The organism is Aurantibacter crassamenti (genome assembly GCF_016811105.1).
In the GTDB taxonomy this organism is placed as follows: domain Bacteria; phylum Bacteroidota; class Bacteroidia; order Flavobacteriales; family Flavobacteriaceae; genus Aurantibacter_A; species Aurantibacter_A crassamenti.
In genome coordinates this window covers 1,976,564-1,991,531 of sequence record NZ_JAFBGM010000001.1, presented here as the reverse complement: position 1 = coordinate 1,991,531, position 14,968 = coordinate 1,976,564, and the positions used below count along the sequence as shown (strand labels likewise).

Here is a 14,968-nt window from a genome sequence, read left to right as displayed (position 1 = left end):
AATGCAAAATCCACTTCTTATACCTTTTGATCAGGCACCATTCTCTAAAATAAAAAACGAACATTTCAAGCCTGCTTTTCTAAAAGCTATGGATGATGCACGTGCTGAAATAGATGCAATCACTTCAAATTCTAACGCACCTACTTTTGAAAACACGATTGAAGCACTAGAATTTTCAGGACAGCAATTAGATAGAGTTTCAAGTGTATTTTTTAATCTGAACTCTGCAGAAACTAATGAAGAGATACAAAAAATTGCTCAAGAAGTTTCACCGCTACTTTCTGAATTCGGAAATGACATCACATTAAATGAAGCTTTATTTGCTAGAATAAAATCAGTGTACCAACAAAAAGACACTTTAGATTTAACGGTTGAACAGCAAACATTACTTGATAAACGCTATAAAAGTTTTAGCAGAAACGGCGCTAATCTTTCTGAAGACAAAAAGAACAGATTACGCGAAATAGATGCCGAACTTTCAAAATTAAAATTAAAATTTGGTGAAAACGTACTTGCTGAAACCAACAAGTATGAAATGCACTTAACCGATGAAAATGATGTTGAGGGTTTGCCTGATGGCGCAAAAGAAATGGCGGCTCAACTAGCCAAGGCAAAAGAAAAAAATGGCTGGTTAATCACCTTAGATTACCCTAGTTATGTTCCTTTTATGAAATATGCTACCAATCGCAAGTTGCGAAAAGAACTTTCTTTAGCATTTGGCAGCAAAGCATTCAAAGGTGATGAATTTGATAATCAAGAAATTGTTTTAAAACTTGCCAAATTACGTTTTGAACGAGCCAACCTTCTAGGCTATAAAACTCATGCCAATTTTGTTCTAGAAGAACGCATGGCTGAAACTCCAGAGAAAGTACAATCATTTTTAAATGAGTTACTTGAAAAGGCAAAACCAGCTGCAGAAAAAGAATACAAACAACTTGAAGATTTTGCTAAAGATTTAGATGGAATAGACACACTTCAAAAATGGGATGGCAGCTATTATTCCGAAAAGTTAAAACAGAAATTGTTCAATTTAAACGATGAACAATTAAAACCTTATTTCAAATTAGAGAATGTTATCTCAGGTGTTTTTACAGTTGCTGAGAAGTTATTCGGACTACAATTTGAGGAGGTTTTTGATGTAGACAAATATCATGAAGAAGTAAAAACCTTCCGGGTTTATGACGCTGATAAAAACTTTATTTCGTTGTTCTACGCTGATTTTCATCCGCGAAGCGGAAAACGTGGTGGAGCTTGGATGACTTCCTTTAAATCACAATGGAAAAAAGATGGTAAAAACGTAAGACCGCATATTTCAAATGTTTGCAATTTCACGCCCTCCACAGAAACAAAACCTTCATTATTAACTTTTAATGAGGTGACAACATTGTTTCATGAATTCGGACACGGACTACATGGCATGCTAGCAGATACCACCTACCCTAGTCTTTCTGGCACTTCTGTTTATTGGGATTTTGTTGAGTTGCCTTCGCAGGTTATGGAGAATTGGTGTTATGAAAAAGAAGCCTTAGAATTGTTCGCCAAACATTACGAAACAGGTGAAGTAATACCTATGGATCTCGTACAGAAAATAAAAGAATCTGCAACTTTTCAAGAAGGTATGGCTACGCTACGCCAATTAAGTTTTGGTCTTTTAGATATGTCTTGGCATGGTACTGACCCAACCAATATTTCAGATGTTAAAAAATATGAAGACGAGGCTTTTCAGGGTACTAGTTTATTTCCTGAAACACCAGAAACTTGTATGAGTACTGCATTTGCTCATATTTTTCAAGGTGGATATTCGTCTGGCTATTACAGTTACAAATGGGCTGAAGTACTTGATGCTGATGCTTTTGCATACTTCAAAGAAAAAGGAATTTTCAACAAAGAGGTGGCCACTAAATTCAAAGAAAATGTACTTTCAAAAGGTGGCACTGAAAACCCTATGGTTTTATACAAAAGATTTAGAGGGGCTGAGCCTAAAGTAGAAGCACTACTAGAAAGAGCAGGGTTACTAAATTCAAGTAAATAGCTTAAATAGAAAATAGTAGTCTTTTTCTCCACACAACTTTAATATATTTGTAATATATTATATACGAATAACGCTGTCTCTTTCTTACGGAGAAACAATTGCTTTGTTATATATGTACTAATTATACGTATTCGTAAAATGAGTAATAAAGACTCCAATAATTTTAAGCCTAACGAACTTCTAGAAAAAACGCATAGAATATCAGACATAGGTATTTTTGAGTTATCGGTAGTAACTGGAGAAATTTATTGGAATGATGTATTAAAAGAAATTCATGAAGTAGATCAAGACTTTGTTCCAACTTTAGAAAACGCATTTGATTTTTTAGAAAATCAAAAAGCAAAGATTCTAATAGAAGAAATATATGCTAAAGGCATAAAAGAAGGTAAGTCCTTTAATTTTGATCACGAGATAATTACAGCCAAAGGCAATAAAAGATATTTACGTACATACTGTCAACCTGTTTATAAAGACGGGACTTTAACAACCATTTTTGGAAGCTCTATTAATATCACTTCTCGTAAAGATTCAGAACTTGTATTAGTTCAAAAAAACAAACTATTATCTATTGCTGAGCAAATGACCAATATTGGTTATTGGGAATGGAATGCTATTACTGATGTGGAGATATGGTCAGACAATCTTTATAAAATATTTGGTCGTGCTAAAGGTGGCAAAATAACCTCCAACACCTACGAAGAATACATACACCCAGAAGATAAAGACTATGTGGTAAAACATTTTTCATCAGCTATACAAAATAAAAACTATCCTAGTCTAACACATCGAATTATTGTAGACCAGGTAATTATTAAAACTGTTCGATCATTTGGTGAAGTAATTTGTGATGAACAAGGTGAGGTTGTCAAGATGTTTGGCACTTGCCAAGACATTACTGAAAGCAATAGCAGGGAGCTTGAGCTGTTAGAAAAAAATCAGCAATTGGCACTTGCAGAAAAAATGACATTGGTAGGAAATTGGCAATGGAACCCCATAGCAAATGAGGTACTATGGTCTGATAATCTATATAACATATATGGAGTTGCTAAAAATGAATTAATAACATTTGAAACATATATTAATTATGTTCATGAAGAGGATAGGAATGAAGTAATTTCCAAACTTAATGCGGGCATGCAAGATGGAAATTTTCGTAATTCTACTTATAAAATACAATTGAGAGATGGCACCATAAAAACCATTAAAACAGTTGGAAAAATAATCACCAATGAAAATGGTGATGTGCTAAAAATGTTTGGCACTTGTCAAGATATTACTGAAAGTAAAAATATTGAGCTTGAGTTGTTGCAAAAGAATAAACTGATGTCTATTTCAGAAGCAATGGCGCAAATTGGCTTTTGGCAATGGAAACCAGAAAAAAATGAATTCACTTGGTCCGACAACCTTTATAAAATGTTTGGTTTTGAGGTAGGAGCTAAAATAAGCCTAAAGTTATTATCAACTCGCATACACCCCGAAGATTTAGACATGGCAGAGCATTACAGGTCTAAAATAATTGAAACAAAGACATTTGAGAATTTCTATTATCGAATAATATTAGAAGATGGCACCATCTACAACCATTATATCGTGGGGCAAGTCGCAACTGATAATAACGGCCAAATAATCGAGGTAATGGGTTCAACACAAGATGTTAGTGAAATCAAAAAAAGAGAATCCGAATTATTAGAAAAAAATCACCAATTAAGCAATGCCGAGGAAATGGCAAAGATTGGAAATTGGAAATGGAATGCTATTAAAGATGAATTTATATGGTCAGAAAATTTATATAGAATCTTAGGTTTTGAAATGGGCACAAAAATGAGTCTAAAATTATTGTCCACTCGAGTACATCCAGACGATAAAGAAAAAATAAGTGCAATTACAAAAGAAATTCTTAAAACTAAAAAGCTCAACAAATTTACGTATCGTATGATTTCAGATGATGGCACAATCAAAACTTTTGAAGTGATTGGTTATGTAATTACTGATCAAAATGGTCACGTAACTGAACTAGTTGGCACGACGCAAGATGTTACAGAAATTAAAAGAAGAGAAACTGAGATACTAACAAAAAACGAACAATTAAGTATAGCAGAAGAAATTGCAATGATTGGTAACTGGGAATGGGATTTAACTAACAACTCATTAATATGGTCAGACAACTTATATAAAATATTTGATTTCGAGTATGTCATCCCAATGACTCATGATTTATATTTAGAGCGAATACCTCTTGAAGACCAAGAAATTATTCTCCAAAACACGGTGGAAAGCATTAAAAAAAAGAAATTTAATAAAATTAGCCATCGCATAAAAAAAAGAGATGGATCCATCATTTTCGTTGAACATTCCGGAAAAATAAAAACTAATGATAATGGTGAAGTAATTAAAGTATTAGGGACTACTCAAGATATTACCGAACAAAGAAATGCTGAATTAAAAATCATAAATGCAAATATTGAACTAGAAAATTCCGCCAAAAAACTAAAAATTCAAAACGATCAACTCGCTGAATTTAATCATATCACTTCGCATAATTTACGATCACCAGTTAGTAATTTAAATGCATTAATAAACATCTATCAAGATGAAACTAGTGAGATAGAAAAAGCAATATTATTTGAAAAGTTTGAAATTGTAATAGACCACCTTACATTAACTTTAAATACGCTTGTTGAATCATTGAGAATAAAGAGTAATCAATCAATTGAAAAAGAAAAAATTTCGTTTGAAGAAATTCTTAAGAAAACCGAAGAAATATTAGTTGCTGATATAATGCAATCAGAAGCAACCATAGAAGGAAATTTCTCAAATGCCCCTGAAATTATTTATAATAAAATTTACATAGAAAGTATTTTTCTAAATTTAATAGGGAATGCCATTAAGTATAAATCAGAAGATCGAGCACCTAAAATTAGGGTGACAACGGAAAATTTAAATGGAAAAATAATACTAAAATTTAAGGATAACGGTTTGGGCATTGATTTAAAGAATAATGGTCATAAACTATTTGGATTAAATAAAGTTTTTCATAGCCATCCTGATGCAAAAGGATTTGGATTATTTATCACTAAAGCCCAAGTAGAAACAATGGGCGGAACAATATCAGCTGAAAGTGAAGTAAATAAAGGCACTACATTTACTTTGAACCTTAACTAAAATTAATATGCGCAATAATTTAAATTTATGCTTGGTAGATGATGATGATATTTTTCAATTTACCATACAGATTAATCTAAAATCATTGAATGCTACAAACAATATTATTGCGTTTAAAAATGGCGCAGAAGCATTTGATTTTATACTGTCTAATATTGAGAATGAAAATAATCTGCCAGACATTATTTTTCTAGATATTGATATGCCGGTAATGGATGGCTTTCGGTTCATAGAAGAATATATAAAGATTAAGCCACAAATAGAAAAAAATATAGTTATTTACATGGTATCTTCTTCGGTGGACCCTGTGGATATTGAAAGAGTAAAAAAAATATCTGAAATTTCTGATTACATCATAAAACCAATTAATAAACAGCTTCTAAAGATTATCCTCCAAGAAAATTAACAGATGGGTTGATTATAAATTTTCTATTTCCTGATAAGCATGTTTAGAATAACTGGAAATTCCGAAAAACCACATAACTAACTATTAAACTATTCTTTTTCTTTCAAAGCGTCATAACCACCTTCCAAATTAATCACATTAGTGAATCCCAATGATTTTAGTTTTTCTTGGGCTTTAGCACTTCTACCTCCCATTTTACAGTACAAATAAATAGGCTCATCCTTAGATACCGAATCGAATTGAGTTTTAAAATCAACATCAAACCAATTAATATTCAACGCATTATCTATATGACCAGCAGTATACTCTTCAGGAGTTCGTACGTCAACTAATATCCCGTTTTTGATATCATTTTGTGAAAATTCTGTGATAGGTTTTGTTTTACTTTGAGAACAGCCTATTAGCATAAGAAAGAAAAACGGAAGAGATAATATATACTTCATAAATAACTGATTTTATCAAAGATAGAAAATTATGCCAGCAATAAAATATGAATACCAGAACGAAAATATGAAGCTAATTAAATCTAATTCTATTACTTTTGGTGGTGACAATAAACAAATGCCAACAAATCAATTATTTCCTGAGACTTGGGTCGATTCTTATGCCGACTACCTTTTCAACTATGCTGTTGGTAGGGTGAGTGACGCTGAAATAGCAAAAGATTTAGTGCAAGAAACCTTTTTCGCTGGTTTAAAATCGGCCAAAAACTATAAAGGGGATGCCGCTGAACGCACGTGGTTAATTGCAATTCTCAAACGAAAAGTAATTGATCACTATCGTAAAATAAATTCTAAAAAAGGCAAAGCAGAGGTTCGTATGAACTACAATGCCTCTTCTGATTCAGAAGGAGATTGGCTTGAAGAACAGGTAGCTGACCCATTTAGCAATTTTGAGAATGATGCTATTGAAAATGAAGAACTTGGACTTGCAATACATGATTGTGTTTCTAAACTTCCTAAAAAACAATCTATGGTTTTCAAAATGAAAACTATTCAAGGCATGAGTACTGAAGACATTTGTAATGAACTTGACATTAACCCGTCTAATTTGTGGGTAATGATTCACAGAGCGCGTACTGCGCTAGTGGGTTGTTTAAATCAAAACTGGTTTGAATTATGACATCTTGTGAAAAAGCAGCAGTAATTTGCAACAAAGCACAATATAATGAAGCATCTTTTTTAGATAAATTAAAGCTTCGATTTCATTTATTTGCTTGTAAAAATTGTACAGTGCATTCTGAAAAGAATGCCAAATTGACTTCTATTTGTGAAAAAGCTAAACTTCGAAGTCTTTCAGAGCAAGAAAAAGTTCTTATGAAAGAATTCTTAAAAAAAGAAAGCTAAAAAATTTCCCTTAACACCCAGGCTATTGCCAACCAAAAGATAGGTAAAGATTCTACCCAAAATGATGCATAATACTTACTTCGAGTTTTAGAAGTAATTAGTACAGCTAGAATTAATGAAAGACTAAGACTGATCTTAACCAGTATCTCAATTAACTGCAGATTGTCTTTAAAAAATGTCAACATTAAAATAATCACCACCAAAACCACTCCTATTTTTTTAGTATTTCTCACGCCATAACGCTGTGGAACCGTTTTCAATTCAGGTGGATCGTAACGAAGATCTCGAATTTCAAATGGTAACAATAAAACGAGAACCATTAAAAATCGTTGTATTGTTTCAATTTCAACATCCCAATTAATATTAGATTCTATTTGAAAAATTGGCAGTAAAACTGTAGCACCAGACCAAACTAATGCTACAACAACAATTTTAAATCCGCTTAAACTTCTTAAATTCTTGGCATGAGGCAACACCGGAATTGCATAGAGCCCTGTTAAAATAGAAAGAACTATTAGCCCAATCCAAGTATCATAATTTAAATAATAAGCATGAAAACAGGCTAAACCTAGTGCTATAATACTTAAAAACTGAATATTTTTATGGTACCTGTTGGCTACTAAAATATACTTCTCGGCTTCCAACCCATACTTCACAAAATTATAACTAGCGATTGACCCAAAAAACAGAAAAAGTGCAAGGTCAATATCAATAGATATATTCAACATATACCCTGACAACCAGACTAAAGAATATACCGATAAAGCCACATGAATACTGGCATCAAGGTAGAAATCAAAAATACGTCTGAAAACATTCACAGTATAAAAGTAACTAAACTGTTAATAAGCTATGGTTTTAGTTAAAAACTTTGTCTTATAGGTATCGAAAACCCACCAAGTTTAATTTGATTAATACCTATTTTTGTTCTCTTTCTTTTTTAATATAACTATGAGAACAGATTTGTTTGCCCTCCGTCATATTGGCATTAGCGAAAACGATTATCAAAAAATGTTTGATAAAATTGGGGTAGCTAATCTTGACCAATTAATTTCTGAGACTATTCCTAATGACATAAGGCTCAAAGCGAAATTAGATTTACCACCTGCACTAAGTGAAAATGAATATTTAGTTCATCTACAAAATTTAGCTAAAAAGAATTCTGTTTTTAAAAGTTACATCGGTTTAGGATATCATGAAAGCCTTACCCCCTCTGTTATTAAAAGAAATATACTTGAGAACCCAGGTTGGTACACCGCTTACACGCCTTATCAAGCTGAAATTGCACAAGGTAGACTAGAGGCATTACTTAACTTTCAAACCATGGTCTGTGATCTTACAGGAATGGAGTTAGCAAATGCATCGCTTTTAGATGAAAGTACAGCCGCAGCCGAAGCCATGGCGCTGCTTTTTGATGTACGTTCTCGTGAGCAAAAGAAAGGTAATGTGATGAAATTCTTTGTTTCTGAAGAAGTTCTACCACAAACACTTTCAGTTCTACAAACACGATCTACACCTTTACATATTGAATTGGTCATTGGCAATCATGAAAATTTTGATTTCTCAACTGACTTTTTTGGTGCCCTATTACAATATCCCGGCAAACATGGTCAAGTGCATGACTATACAGATTTTGTTCGCAATGCTAATGAACACGGTATAAAAGTGGCAGTGGCTGCAGATATTTTAAGTTTGGTGATGTTAAAAGCACCAGGCGAATTTGGAGTAGATGTAGTGGTTGGCACAACCCAAAGGTTTGGAATTCCATTAGGTTATGGCGGACCACATGCTGCATTTTTCGCCACTAAGGAAGCTTACAAAAGAAGTATTCCTGGGCGTATTATTGGATTAACTAAAGATATTGAAGGCAAGCCCGCTTTACGCATGGCCCTTCAGACACGTGAACAACATATTAAACGTGATAAAGCCACTTCAAATATATGCACTGCCCAAGTACTATTAGCTGTTATGGCCGGCATGTACGCTGTTTATCACGGCCCTAAAGGATTACAATATATTGCAGAGCAAGTACATGCTAAAGCCAAATACTTACGTTTAATTTTAAGTGAAATCGGAATTGAACAGATAAATTCAAATTATTTTGATACACTTAAGTTACGAGTTAAAAATGCTCCTGAACTTTTAGTTAAGGCACAAGATCAGGGCATCAATTTAAATTTTATTTCTGAAAATGAGATTTCAATCGCTATTAATGAGGCAACTACAATTGATGACATCAAAATACTAGGGTCACTATTTGGTGCTTCAAATGAAAATGTTTCGTTTTCTTCTGAGGATCACGAAAGTATAGGGTACAATCTTAAAAGAAACACGCCATTTTTAGAAGATACTGTTTTCAATTCCTATCATTCTGAAACCGAAATGATGCGGTATATTAAAAGATTAGAACGCAAAGATTTAGCACTTAATCATTCAATGATTTCATTAGGCAGTTGCACTATGAAATTGAACGCGGCATCTGAAATGCTTCCTTTAAGTTGGGCTGAATGGGGAAATATTCACCCATTTGCGCTAGTTGAACAAGCTGAGGGATATCAAATTATTCTTAAAGAGCTAGAAAACCAACTGAGTGTTATTACAGGTTTTGCTGCTACTTCATTACAACCCAATTCAGGTGCGCAAGGTGAATATGCAGGACTTATGACAATTCGAGCGTTTCATGCTGCGAATGGTGAAGACCACAGAAACATTTGTCTTATTCCGGCTTCAGCTCATGGTACCAATCCGGCTTCAGCTGTAATGGCAGGCATGAAGGTAGTTGTGACTAAAACTGATGATAAAGGCAATATAGACGTTTCAGATTTAGAAGAAAAAGCAATACTACATAAAGAAAATTTGGCAGCTTTAATGGTTACATACCCATCAACACATGGTGTATTTGAATCTTCCATAAAACAAATTACAAAACTAATTCACGACAATGGTGGCCAAGTTTATATGGATGGTGCCAACATGAATGCACAAGTTGGCTTAACAAACCCTGCTACAATTGGTGCAGATGTTTGCCATTTAAATTTACATAAGACTTTTGCTATTCCACATGGTGGTGGAGGCCCTGGTGTTGGGCCAATTTGTGTTGCTAAACAGTTAGCACCTTTTCTTCCTGGAAATCCTGTTATCAAAACTGGTGGAGCTAATGCTATCAGTGCTATTTCTGGGGCTCCTTGGGGTAGTTCTTTGGTTTGTTTGATATCCTACGGATATATTAAAATGCTTGGAGAAGCTGGTTTAACCCAATCAACTAAAATAGCCATCTTAAACGCAAACTATATTAAAGAACGATTGAACGGTAAATTTGATGTGCTTTATTCTGGTGAACAAGGTAGAGCAGCACACGAAATGATTGTTGATTGCAGACCTTTTAAAATGAATGGCATTGAAGTGACAGATATTGCCAAAAGATTAATGGATTATGGTTTTCATGCACCTACAGTTTCATTTCCGGTCGCGGGCACGCTTATGATAGAACCAACTGAGAGTGAGAGTTTGGCAGAGCTTGATCGCTTTTGTGATGCTATGTTGGCTATTCGAGAAGAAATTGACGAAACCACATCAGATAGTCCAAACAATGTTTTAAAAAATGCACCGCACACATTAGAAATGCTTACAAAAGACGAATGGCAGTTTCCGTATAGTAGACAAAAAGCAGCTTTTCCTTTAGAATATATTGCTAACAACAAGTTTTGGCCGTCTGTAAGGCGCGTAGATGATGCCTATGGCGACCGTAATCTTATTTGTACTTGCACGCCTATTGAAGCTTACGCCGAGGCTTAAAAATAAGCTTGAACACTTATAAATAAAGGCTCTTGACAATTTCAAGAGCCTTTTTATTTTAATTCATTTTAAAATAAGAACATGCTGAACATCATAAGATTTGATTGGTCTAAAAACAAAAAAATTGTGATTTTACTACCTTGACATTACTAGACCAAAAATTAGTTCCTCATGAATATCGGTATCTCAGGTACAGGTTGTTATATTCCGAGCCAGATTACGGAAAATGATCATTTTTCCGAAAATGAATTTCTAAATTCTGATGGCTCAGCATTAAAGCATTCCAATGAAGTAATCATTCATAAATTCAAATCAATTACTGGTATCGCAAAAAGGCGATATGTTGATAATAATTTAAACACTTCTGATATTGCTTCAATTGCTGCTGAAAAAGCTATTGAAGATTCGGGTATCAATAAAGAAGATCTTGATTATGTCATTTTTGCGCACAACTTTGGAGATGTTTCTTATGGAAAATCACAAGGAGACACACTACCCAGCTTAGCATCTCGTGTTAAACATAACCTCAAAATTAAAAATCCGAGATGTGTTGCTTATGATATGCTTTTTGGTTGCCCAGGCTGGATTGAAGGTGTTATTCAAGCCAATGCCTTTATCAAAAGTGGTATAGCCAAAAAATGTTTGGTTATCGGTGCTGAAACTCTTTCAAGAGTTGTAGATAACTATGATCGTGATTCTATGATATATTCTGATGGAGCGGGCGCCACAATAATTGAGGCTTCTGAAAATGGGGGTAAAATTCTTGCCCATGCATCTGAAACACATGCAAACGGGGAAGCTTATTATTTGTTCTTTGGAAATTCTTACAACAATGAACTTGAGGAAGATCGCCGATATATAAAAATGTATGGTAGAAAAATCTACGAATTTGCTTTAACTGTTGTACCTCAAGCAATGAAAAATTGTCTTTTAAAAAGCGGACAAGAAATCACGGCAGTAAAGAAAATTTTCATTCATCAAGCAAATGAAAAAATGGATGAGGCAATTGTAAAACGGTTTTATGAACTTTTCAATATGGATATGCCTGATGGAATTATGCCAATGAACATTCATGAAATGGGAAATAGCTCAGTTGCAACCATTCCTACATTATATGACATGGTACGTAACGGAAAAATAGCTAATCAATCGATAGAAAAAGGAGATGTTGTTATCTTTGCAAGTGTTGGCGCTGGCATGAATGTAAACGCCATCGTTTACCAAGTTTGACACTATTCAATCTATGTACGAAAAAACATTTCCGAATAAGCGCTTTCAGCATACATTAACTTTTCTTCAAAAACACATTACTACAGAAGAAACTATTTTAGATTTAGGTGTTACCAATCCGTTTTCTAAAATAATGACAGAACAAGGGTATTCTGTAGAAAACACCAATGGAGAAGATCTTGATTTAGCCTTTGAAAGTGTTATAAACTCAAATGCAAAAGTTGTTACAGCTTTTGAGATATTTGAACACCTAATCGCTCCTTTTAATGTTTTAAGAGAAATCAAAGCTGATAAATTGGTTGCAAGCATCCCTTTAAAACTATGGTTTTCGCCAGCTTATAAAAGCAAAACTGACCCATGGGATAGACATTATCATGAATTTGAAGATTGGCAATTTGATTGGCTACTTGAAAAAGCAGGATGGGAAATTAAAGACAGCGCTAAGTGGACGAATCCTGTCAAAAAAATAGGCATAAGACCATTACTACGTAGTTTCACCCCTAGATATTACATTGTTTATGCTGAAAAAATACAGGTACAAGAATCCAATTCAAAATAATATTATTTCTTAATTACTGAATTCAAGATTTCATTTTTGACAAACTAGTAATGAACTATTATATAATAATTCCGGCGCATAACGAAGAGGTTTTTTTAGCAGATGCATTGAATTCTATATTGCGACAAACATTGTTACCCAAAAAAGTAATTATTGTAAATGACAATTCTACTGATGGCACTGAAACTATCATAGACCAGTTTATTGCCAACCATTCTATTTTCAATAAACTAAACACACAATCTTCTACTGAACACATGCCAGGTAGTAAAGTGATAAATGCGTTCAAAAAAGGCTTAGAGCAAGTAGATGATAACTATGAATTTATTGTAAAATTTGATGCAGATATAATATTGCCGGAAAACTATTTTGAGAAAATAGCGTACATTTTTCGAGGAAACCCTAGAGTAGGTATTGCCGGCGGATTTGTTTATGAAGAAGATTCAAATAATGAATGGAAATTAAATCACCCTATGAATAAGGATCATGTTCGCGGTGCATTTAAAGCCTACACCAAAAATTGTTTTAGCGCCATAGGCGGATTAAAAAACGCTATGGGTTGGGATACGCTTGATGAGCTGTTAGCACGTTATCATGGCTTTCACATATTCACTGATGACTCACTCAAAGTAAAGCATTTAAGACCCACAGGAAAGGCTTATAACGCAAAAGCCAAATTACTTCAAGGAGAAGCCATGTACACTATGGGTTATGGGTATTGGATTACTTTTATAGCCTCATTAAAAATGGCTTGGAAATTAAAAAAGTATACCGCCTTCTTTGACAACATGGAAGGTTTTTATAATGCAAGATCAGCGAACAAACCTTTTCTTGTCACTAAAGACGAAGCCAAGTTTATACGTAAATATCGTTGGAATAATATAAAACGTAAAGTGTTTTAAGACATAAAGCATAAAAAAATGCCACTCAGAGAGTGGCATTTTTTTATGCTTTAATTTTATGCTGGATATTATATCCCTAATTCAGCTTTTACATCAACCAAAAGGTTTTTACCATTAGCTACAATTAGTCCACCACCTTGTTGGGCATCAATTACATAATCAAAACCTTGTGCAGCAGCTACCTTCTCAATTGCAGCTTTCGCCTTATCAGAGATAGGTGCAAAAAGCTCAGCTTGTTTCTTCTGAAGCTCTCTTTGAGCAGCTTGATTTGCTTCTTGAATATTCTTTTGAACACCTTGAAGTTCAATAGCTCTTTTTTCATTCTCTTCTTTAGATTTAGAAGCAGATTCATTTTGATACAAAGTTGCTTTATTTTGAAATTCTACCATTGAACTTTCAATATCTGCATTGTATGTCTCTGAAAGCTTTTTTAATTCGGCTTCAGCACTCTTCATTTCTGGCATTGACGTTAATAATAGAGTTACATCAATATGCGCTACTTTACTTTGTGCATTAACGAATCCGGTTGCTGCGATGAATAATACTAGCGCTACCGCTATTTTTTTTACTTGTTTCATTTGAGTATACTATTTTGAGTGTTAATTATTTGTGGTTAATTATTTTTTAAATTCAACTATCGTCTCGACTTTCAGAATCAGAATCATCCTTTTTTCTATCTTCTTCTTTCGCCTTTTTCTCTGCTGCTCTTTCTTCTAACAGCTTCTTTCTTCTTTCTTCATATGCTTTCTTACGTTCTTCACGTAATTTTATTTGATCAGCTCTCTTTTCATCTGCCGACTTAGCTCTTGCTTCTTGCGCTTGCTTTGCCTTTTCTTGTCGTTCTAGAAGCGCATCACTTATTCTTTCTTCAGCTGCCTCACTATCAAATTCTTCTAAACGACTTTTCTCTGCTTTTTTATTTGGTTTGCTAACCTTTCTTGTACGTGCTATTCCTCTAAGGATTAAATCACTAATATCGTGCCTTTTTTCAGAATACAACATTACGACATCCGCAGATTTATCAAAAATAAAATCGTATTTTTTATTTGCTCCAATCTTCTGCACCTCATTAAAGACTTGATCTTGAATCGGCTGTATTAACATTCTCTTCTGAAGCACTAAGTCACCTTGTGGTCCAAAACGATCTTGTTGATATTCTACCATTTCTTTTTCAGCAATAGCAATATCTTCTTCGCGCTCTGAAATTAACTCATCTGTTAATAATACACGCTCAGCCATCAAATCTTTTTTCATTTGATCAACAGCACTTAGCTTTTGCTCTACCTCTACTTTCCACTTCTGAACCTTATTTTCTAATTGTTCAGTTGCGTCACGGTACTCTTCTACATTTTCTAAAATGTATTCCATGTCTACATATGCAATTCGAACTCCACGTGCTTGAGCAATGGCATTCGATGAAAACAGCACTATAGCCAAAAGTAAAAGAACGTTTGATTTTGTCTTCATTTCTTAATCGTTTTAAACTATAGAAAATATCGTGCCAAATTTACTAAAACTTTTAAAATGAGTCGTTTA

Annotated in this window: 13 protein-coding genes; 9 read left to right on the top strand and 4 right to left on the bottom strand. The window is 33.8% G+C overall.

The window, feature by feature from the left end; all coding sequences use genetic code 11:
* Position 1: 1 nt before the first annotated feature.
* The 3 genes from JQC67_RS08035 to JQC67_RS08025 all read left to right on the top strand — a co-directional run bounded on the left by JQC67_RS08035 (position 2) and on the right by JQC67_RS08025 (position 5,600).
* On the top strand, positions 2-2,032 hold the full coding sequence (locus JQC67_RS08035; RefSeq protein ID WP_203252305.1) for a M3 family metallopeptidase: 2,031 nt from the start codon (positions 2-4) through the stop codon (positions 2,030-2,032).
* Positions 2,033-2,170: 138 nt separating this feature from the next.
* Positions 2,171-5,194: a PAS domain-containing sensor histidine kinase gene (locus tag JQC67_RS08030; RefSeq protein ID WP_203252304.1), complete on the top strand. Its 3,024-nt coding sequence runs from the start codon at positions 2,171-2,173 to the stop codon at positions 5,192-5,194.
* Between the two features lie 7 nt (positions 5,195-5,201).
* Positions 5,202-5,600 carry a response regulator gene (locus JQC67_RS08025; RefSeq protein ID WP_203252303.1) on the top strand — a complete coding sequence of 133 codons (399 nt, stop codon included), beginning with the start codon at positions 5,202-5,204 and terminating at the stop codon, positions 5,598-5,600.
* An 89-nt stretch (positions 5,601-5,689) separates the two neighbouring features.
* Here the strand turns inward: JQC67_RS08025 and JQC67_RS08020 are convergent, their stop codons facing one another.
* Complete coding sequence (locus JQC67_RS08020) at positions 5,690-6,043, bottom strand: rhodanese-like domain-containing protein (protein ID WP_203252302.1); 354 nt, start codon at positions 6,041-6,043, stop codon at positions 5,690-5,692.
* 118 nt (positions 6,044-6,161) lie between these two features.
* Here JQC67_RS08020 and JQC67_RS08015 point away from each other — a divergent pair, with 118 nt between their 5' ends.
* Both JQC67_RS08015 and JQC67_RS08010 read left to right on the top strand, forming a co-directional pair.
* The gene (locus JQC67_RS08015; RefSeq protein ID WP_203253223.1) at positions 6,162-6,722 is read left to right on the top strand and encodes a sigma-70 family RNA polymerase sigma factor; all 561 of its coding nucleotides are present in this window, start codon (positions 6,162-6,164) and stop codon (positions 6,720-6,722) included.
* Positions 6,719-6,946, top strand: a complete 228-nt coding sequence (locus tag JQC67_RS08010) for a hypothetical protein (protein ID WP_203252301.1) — start codon at positions 6,719-6,721, stop codon at positions 6,944-6,946. Before JQC67_RS08015 ends, JQC67_RS08010 begins: the two co-directional genes overlap by 4 nt.
* Here JQC67_RS08010 and JQC67_RS08005 read toward each other — a convergent pair.
* Complete coding sequence (locus JQC67_RS08005; protein ID WP_203252300.1) at positions 6,943-7,767, bottom strand: UbiA prenyltransferase family protein; 825 nt, start codon at positions 7,765-7,767, stop codon at positions 6,943-6,945. The genes JQC67_RS08010 and JQC67_RS08005 overlap by 4 nt on opposite strands.
* A gap of 130 nt (positions 7,768-7,897) precedes the next feature.
* On the opposite strand from JQC67_RS08005, the gene gcvP reads away from it, so the two are divergent.
* The 4 genes from gcvP to JQC67_RS07985 all read left to right on the top strand — a co-directional run bounded on the left by gcvP (position 7,898) and on the right by JQC67_RS07985 (position 13,432).
* Positions 7,898-10,741 (top strand): aminomethyl-transferring glycine dehydrogenase, encoded by a 2,844-nt coding sequence (gene gcvP, locus JQC67_RS08000; protein ID WP_203252299.1) that lies wholly within the window; start codon positions 7,898-7,900, stop codon positions 10,739-10,741.
* 171 nt (positions 10,742-10,912) lie between these two features.
* Positions 10,913-11,971, top strand: coding sequence for a 3-oxoacyl-ACP synthase III family protein (locus JQC67_RS07995; protein WP_203252298.1), 1,059 nt, complete (start codon positions 10,913-10,915; stop codon positions 11,969-11,971).
* A 13-nt stretch (positions 11,972-11,984) separates the two neighbouring features.
* The gene (locus tag JQC67_RS07990; RefSeq protein ID WP_203252297.1) at positions 11,985-12,530 is read left to right on the top strand and encodes a methyltransferase; all 546 of its coding nucleotides are present in this window, start codon (positions 11,985-11,987) and stop codon (positions 12,528-12,530) included.
* Positions 12,531-12,580: 50 nt separating this feature from the next.
* On the top strand, positions 12,581-13,432 hold the full coding sequence (locus JQC67_RS07985) for a glycosyltransferase (RefSeq protein ID WP_203252296.1): 852 nt from the start codon (positions 12,581-12,583) through the stop codon (positions 13,430-13,432).
* Positions 13,433-13,500: 68 nt separating this feature from the next.
* Here JQC67_RS07985 and JQC67_RS07980 read toward each other — a convergent pair whose 3' ends face one another.
* Positions 13,501-14,010, bottom strand: a complete 510-nt coding sequence (locus tag JQC67_RS07980) for an OmpH family outer membrane protein (RefSeq protein WP_203252295.1) — start codon at positions 14,008-14,010, stop codon at positions 13,501-13,503.
* Between the two features lie 52 nt (positions 14,011-14,062).
* Positions 14,063-14,899: an OmpH family outer membrane protein gene (locus JQC67_RS07975; protein ID WP_203252294.1), complete on the bottom strand. Its 837-nt coding sequence runs from the start codon at positions 14,897-14,899 to the stop codon at positions 14,063-14,065.
* Positions 14,900-14,968 lie beyond the last annotated feature (69 nt).

What these genes read in the sequence shown, in the direction of transcription:
- JQC67_RS07975 (WP_203252294.1), bottom strand. Translation starts at nt 14,899, where the DNA reads ATGAAGACAAAATCAAACGTTCTTTTACTTTTGGCTATAGTGCTGTTT.
- gcvP (WP_203252299.1), top strand. Translation starts at nt 7,898, where the DNA reads ATGAGAACAGATTTGTTTGCCCTCCGTCATATTGGCATTAGCGAAAAC.
- JQC67_RS08030 (WP_203252304.1), top strand. Translation starts at nt 2,171, where the DNA reads ATGAGTAATAAAGACTCCAATAATTTTAAGCCTAACGAACTTCTAGAA.
- JQC67_RS07980 (WP_203252295.1), bottom strand. Translation starts at nt 14,010, where the DNA reads ATGAAACAAGTAAAAAAAATAGCGGTAGCGCTAGTATTATTCATCGCA.
- JQC67_RS07990 (WP_203252297.1), top strand. Translation starts at nt 11,985, where the DNA reads ATGTACGAAAAAACATTTCCGAATAAGCGCTTTCAGCATACATTAACT.
- JQC67_RS07985 (WP_203252296.1), top strand. Translation starts at nt 12,581, where the DNA reads ATGAACTATTATATAATAATTCCGGCGCATAACGAAGAGGTTTTTTTA.
- JQC67_RS08035 (WP_203252305.1), top strand. Translation starts at nt 2, where the DNA reads ATGCAAAATCCACTTCTTATACCTTTTGATCAGGCACCATTCTCTAAA.
- JQC67_RS07995 (WP_203252298.1), top strand. Translation starts at nt 10,913, where the DNA reads ATGAATATCGGTATCTCAGGTACAGGTTGTTATATTCCGAGCCAGATT.
- JQC67_RS08010 (WP_203252301.1), top strand. Translation starts at nt 6,719, where the DNA reads ATGACATCTTGTGAAAAAGCAGCAGTAATTTGCAACAAAGCACAATAT.
- JQC67_RS08015 (WP_203253223.1), top strand. Translation starts at nt 6,162, where the DNA reads ATGCCAACAAATCAATTATTTCCTGAGACTTGGGTCGATTCTTATGCC.
- JQC67_RS08020 (WP_203252302.1), bottom strand. Translation starts at nt 6,043, where the DNA reads ATGAAGTATATATTATCTCTTCCGTTTTTCTTTCTTATGCTAATAGGC.
- JQC67_RS08025 (WP_203252303.1), top strand. Translation starts at nt 5,202, where the DNA reads ATGCGCAATAATTTAAATTTATGCTTGGTAGATGATGATGATATTTTT.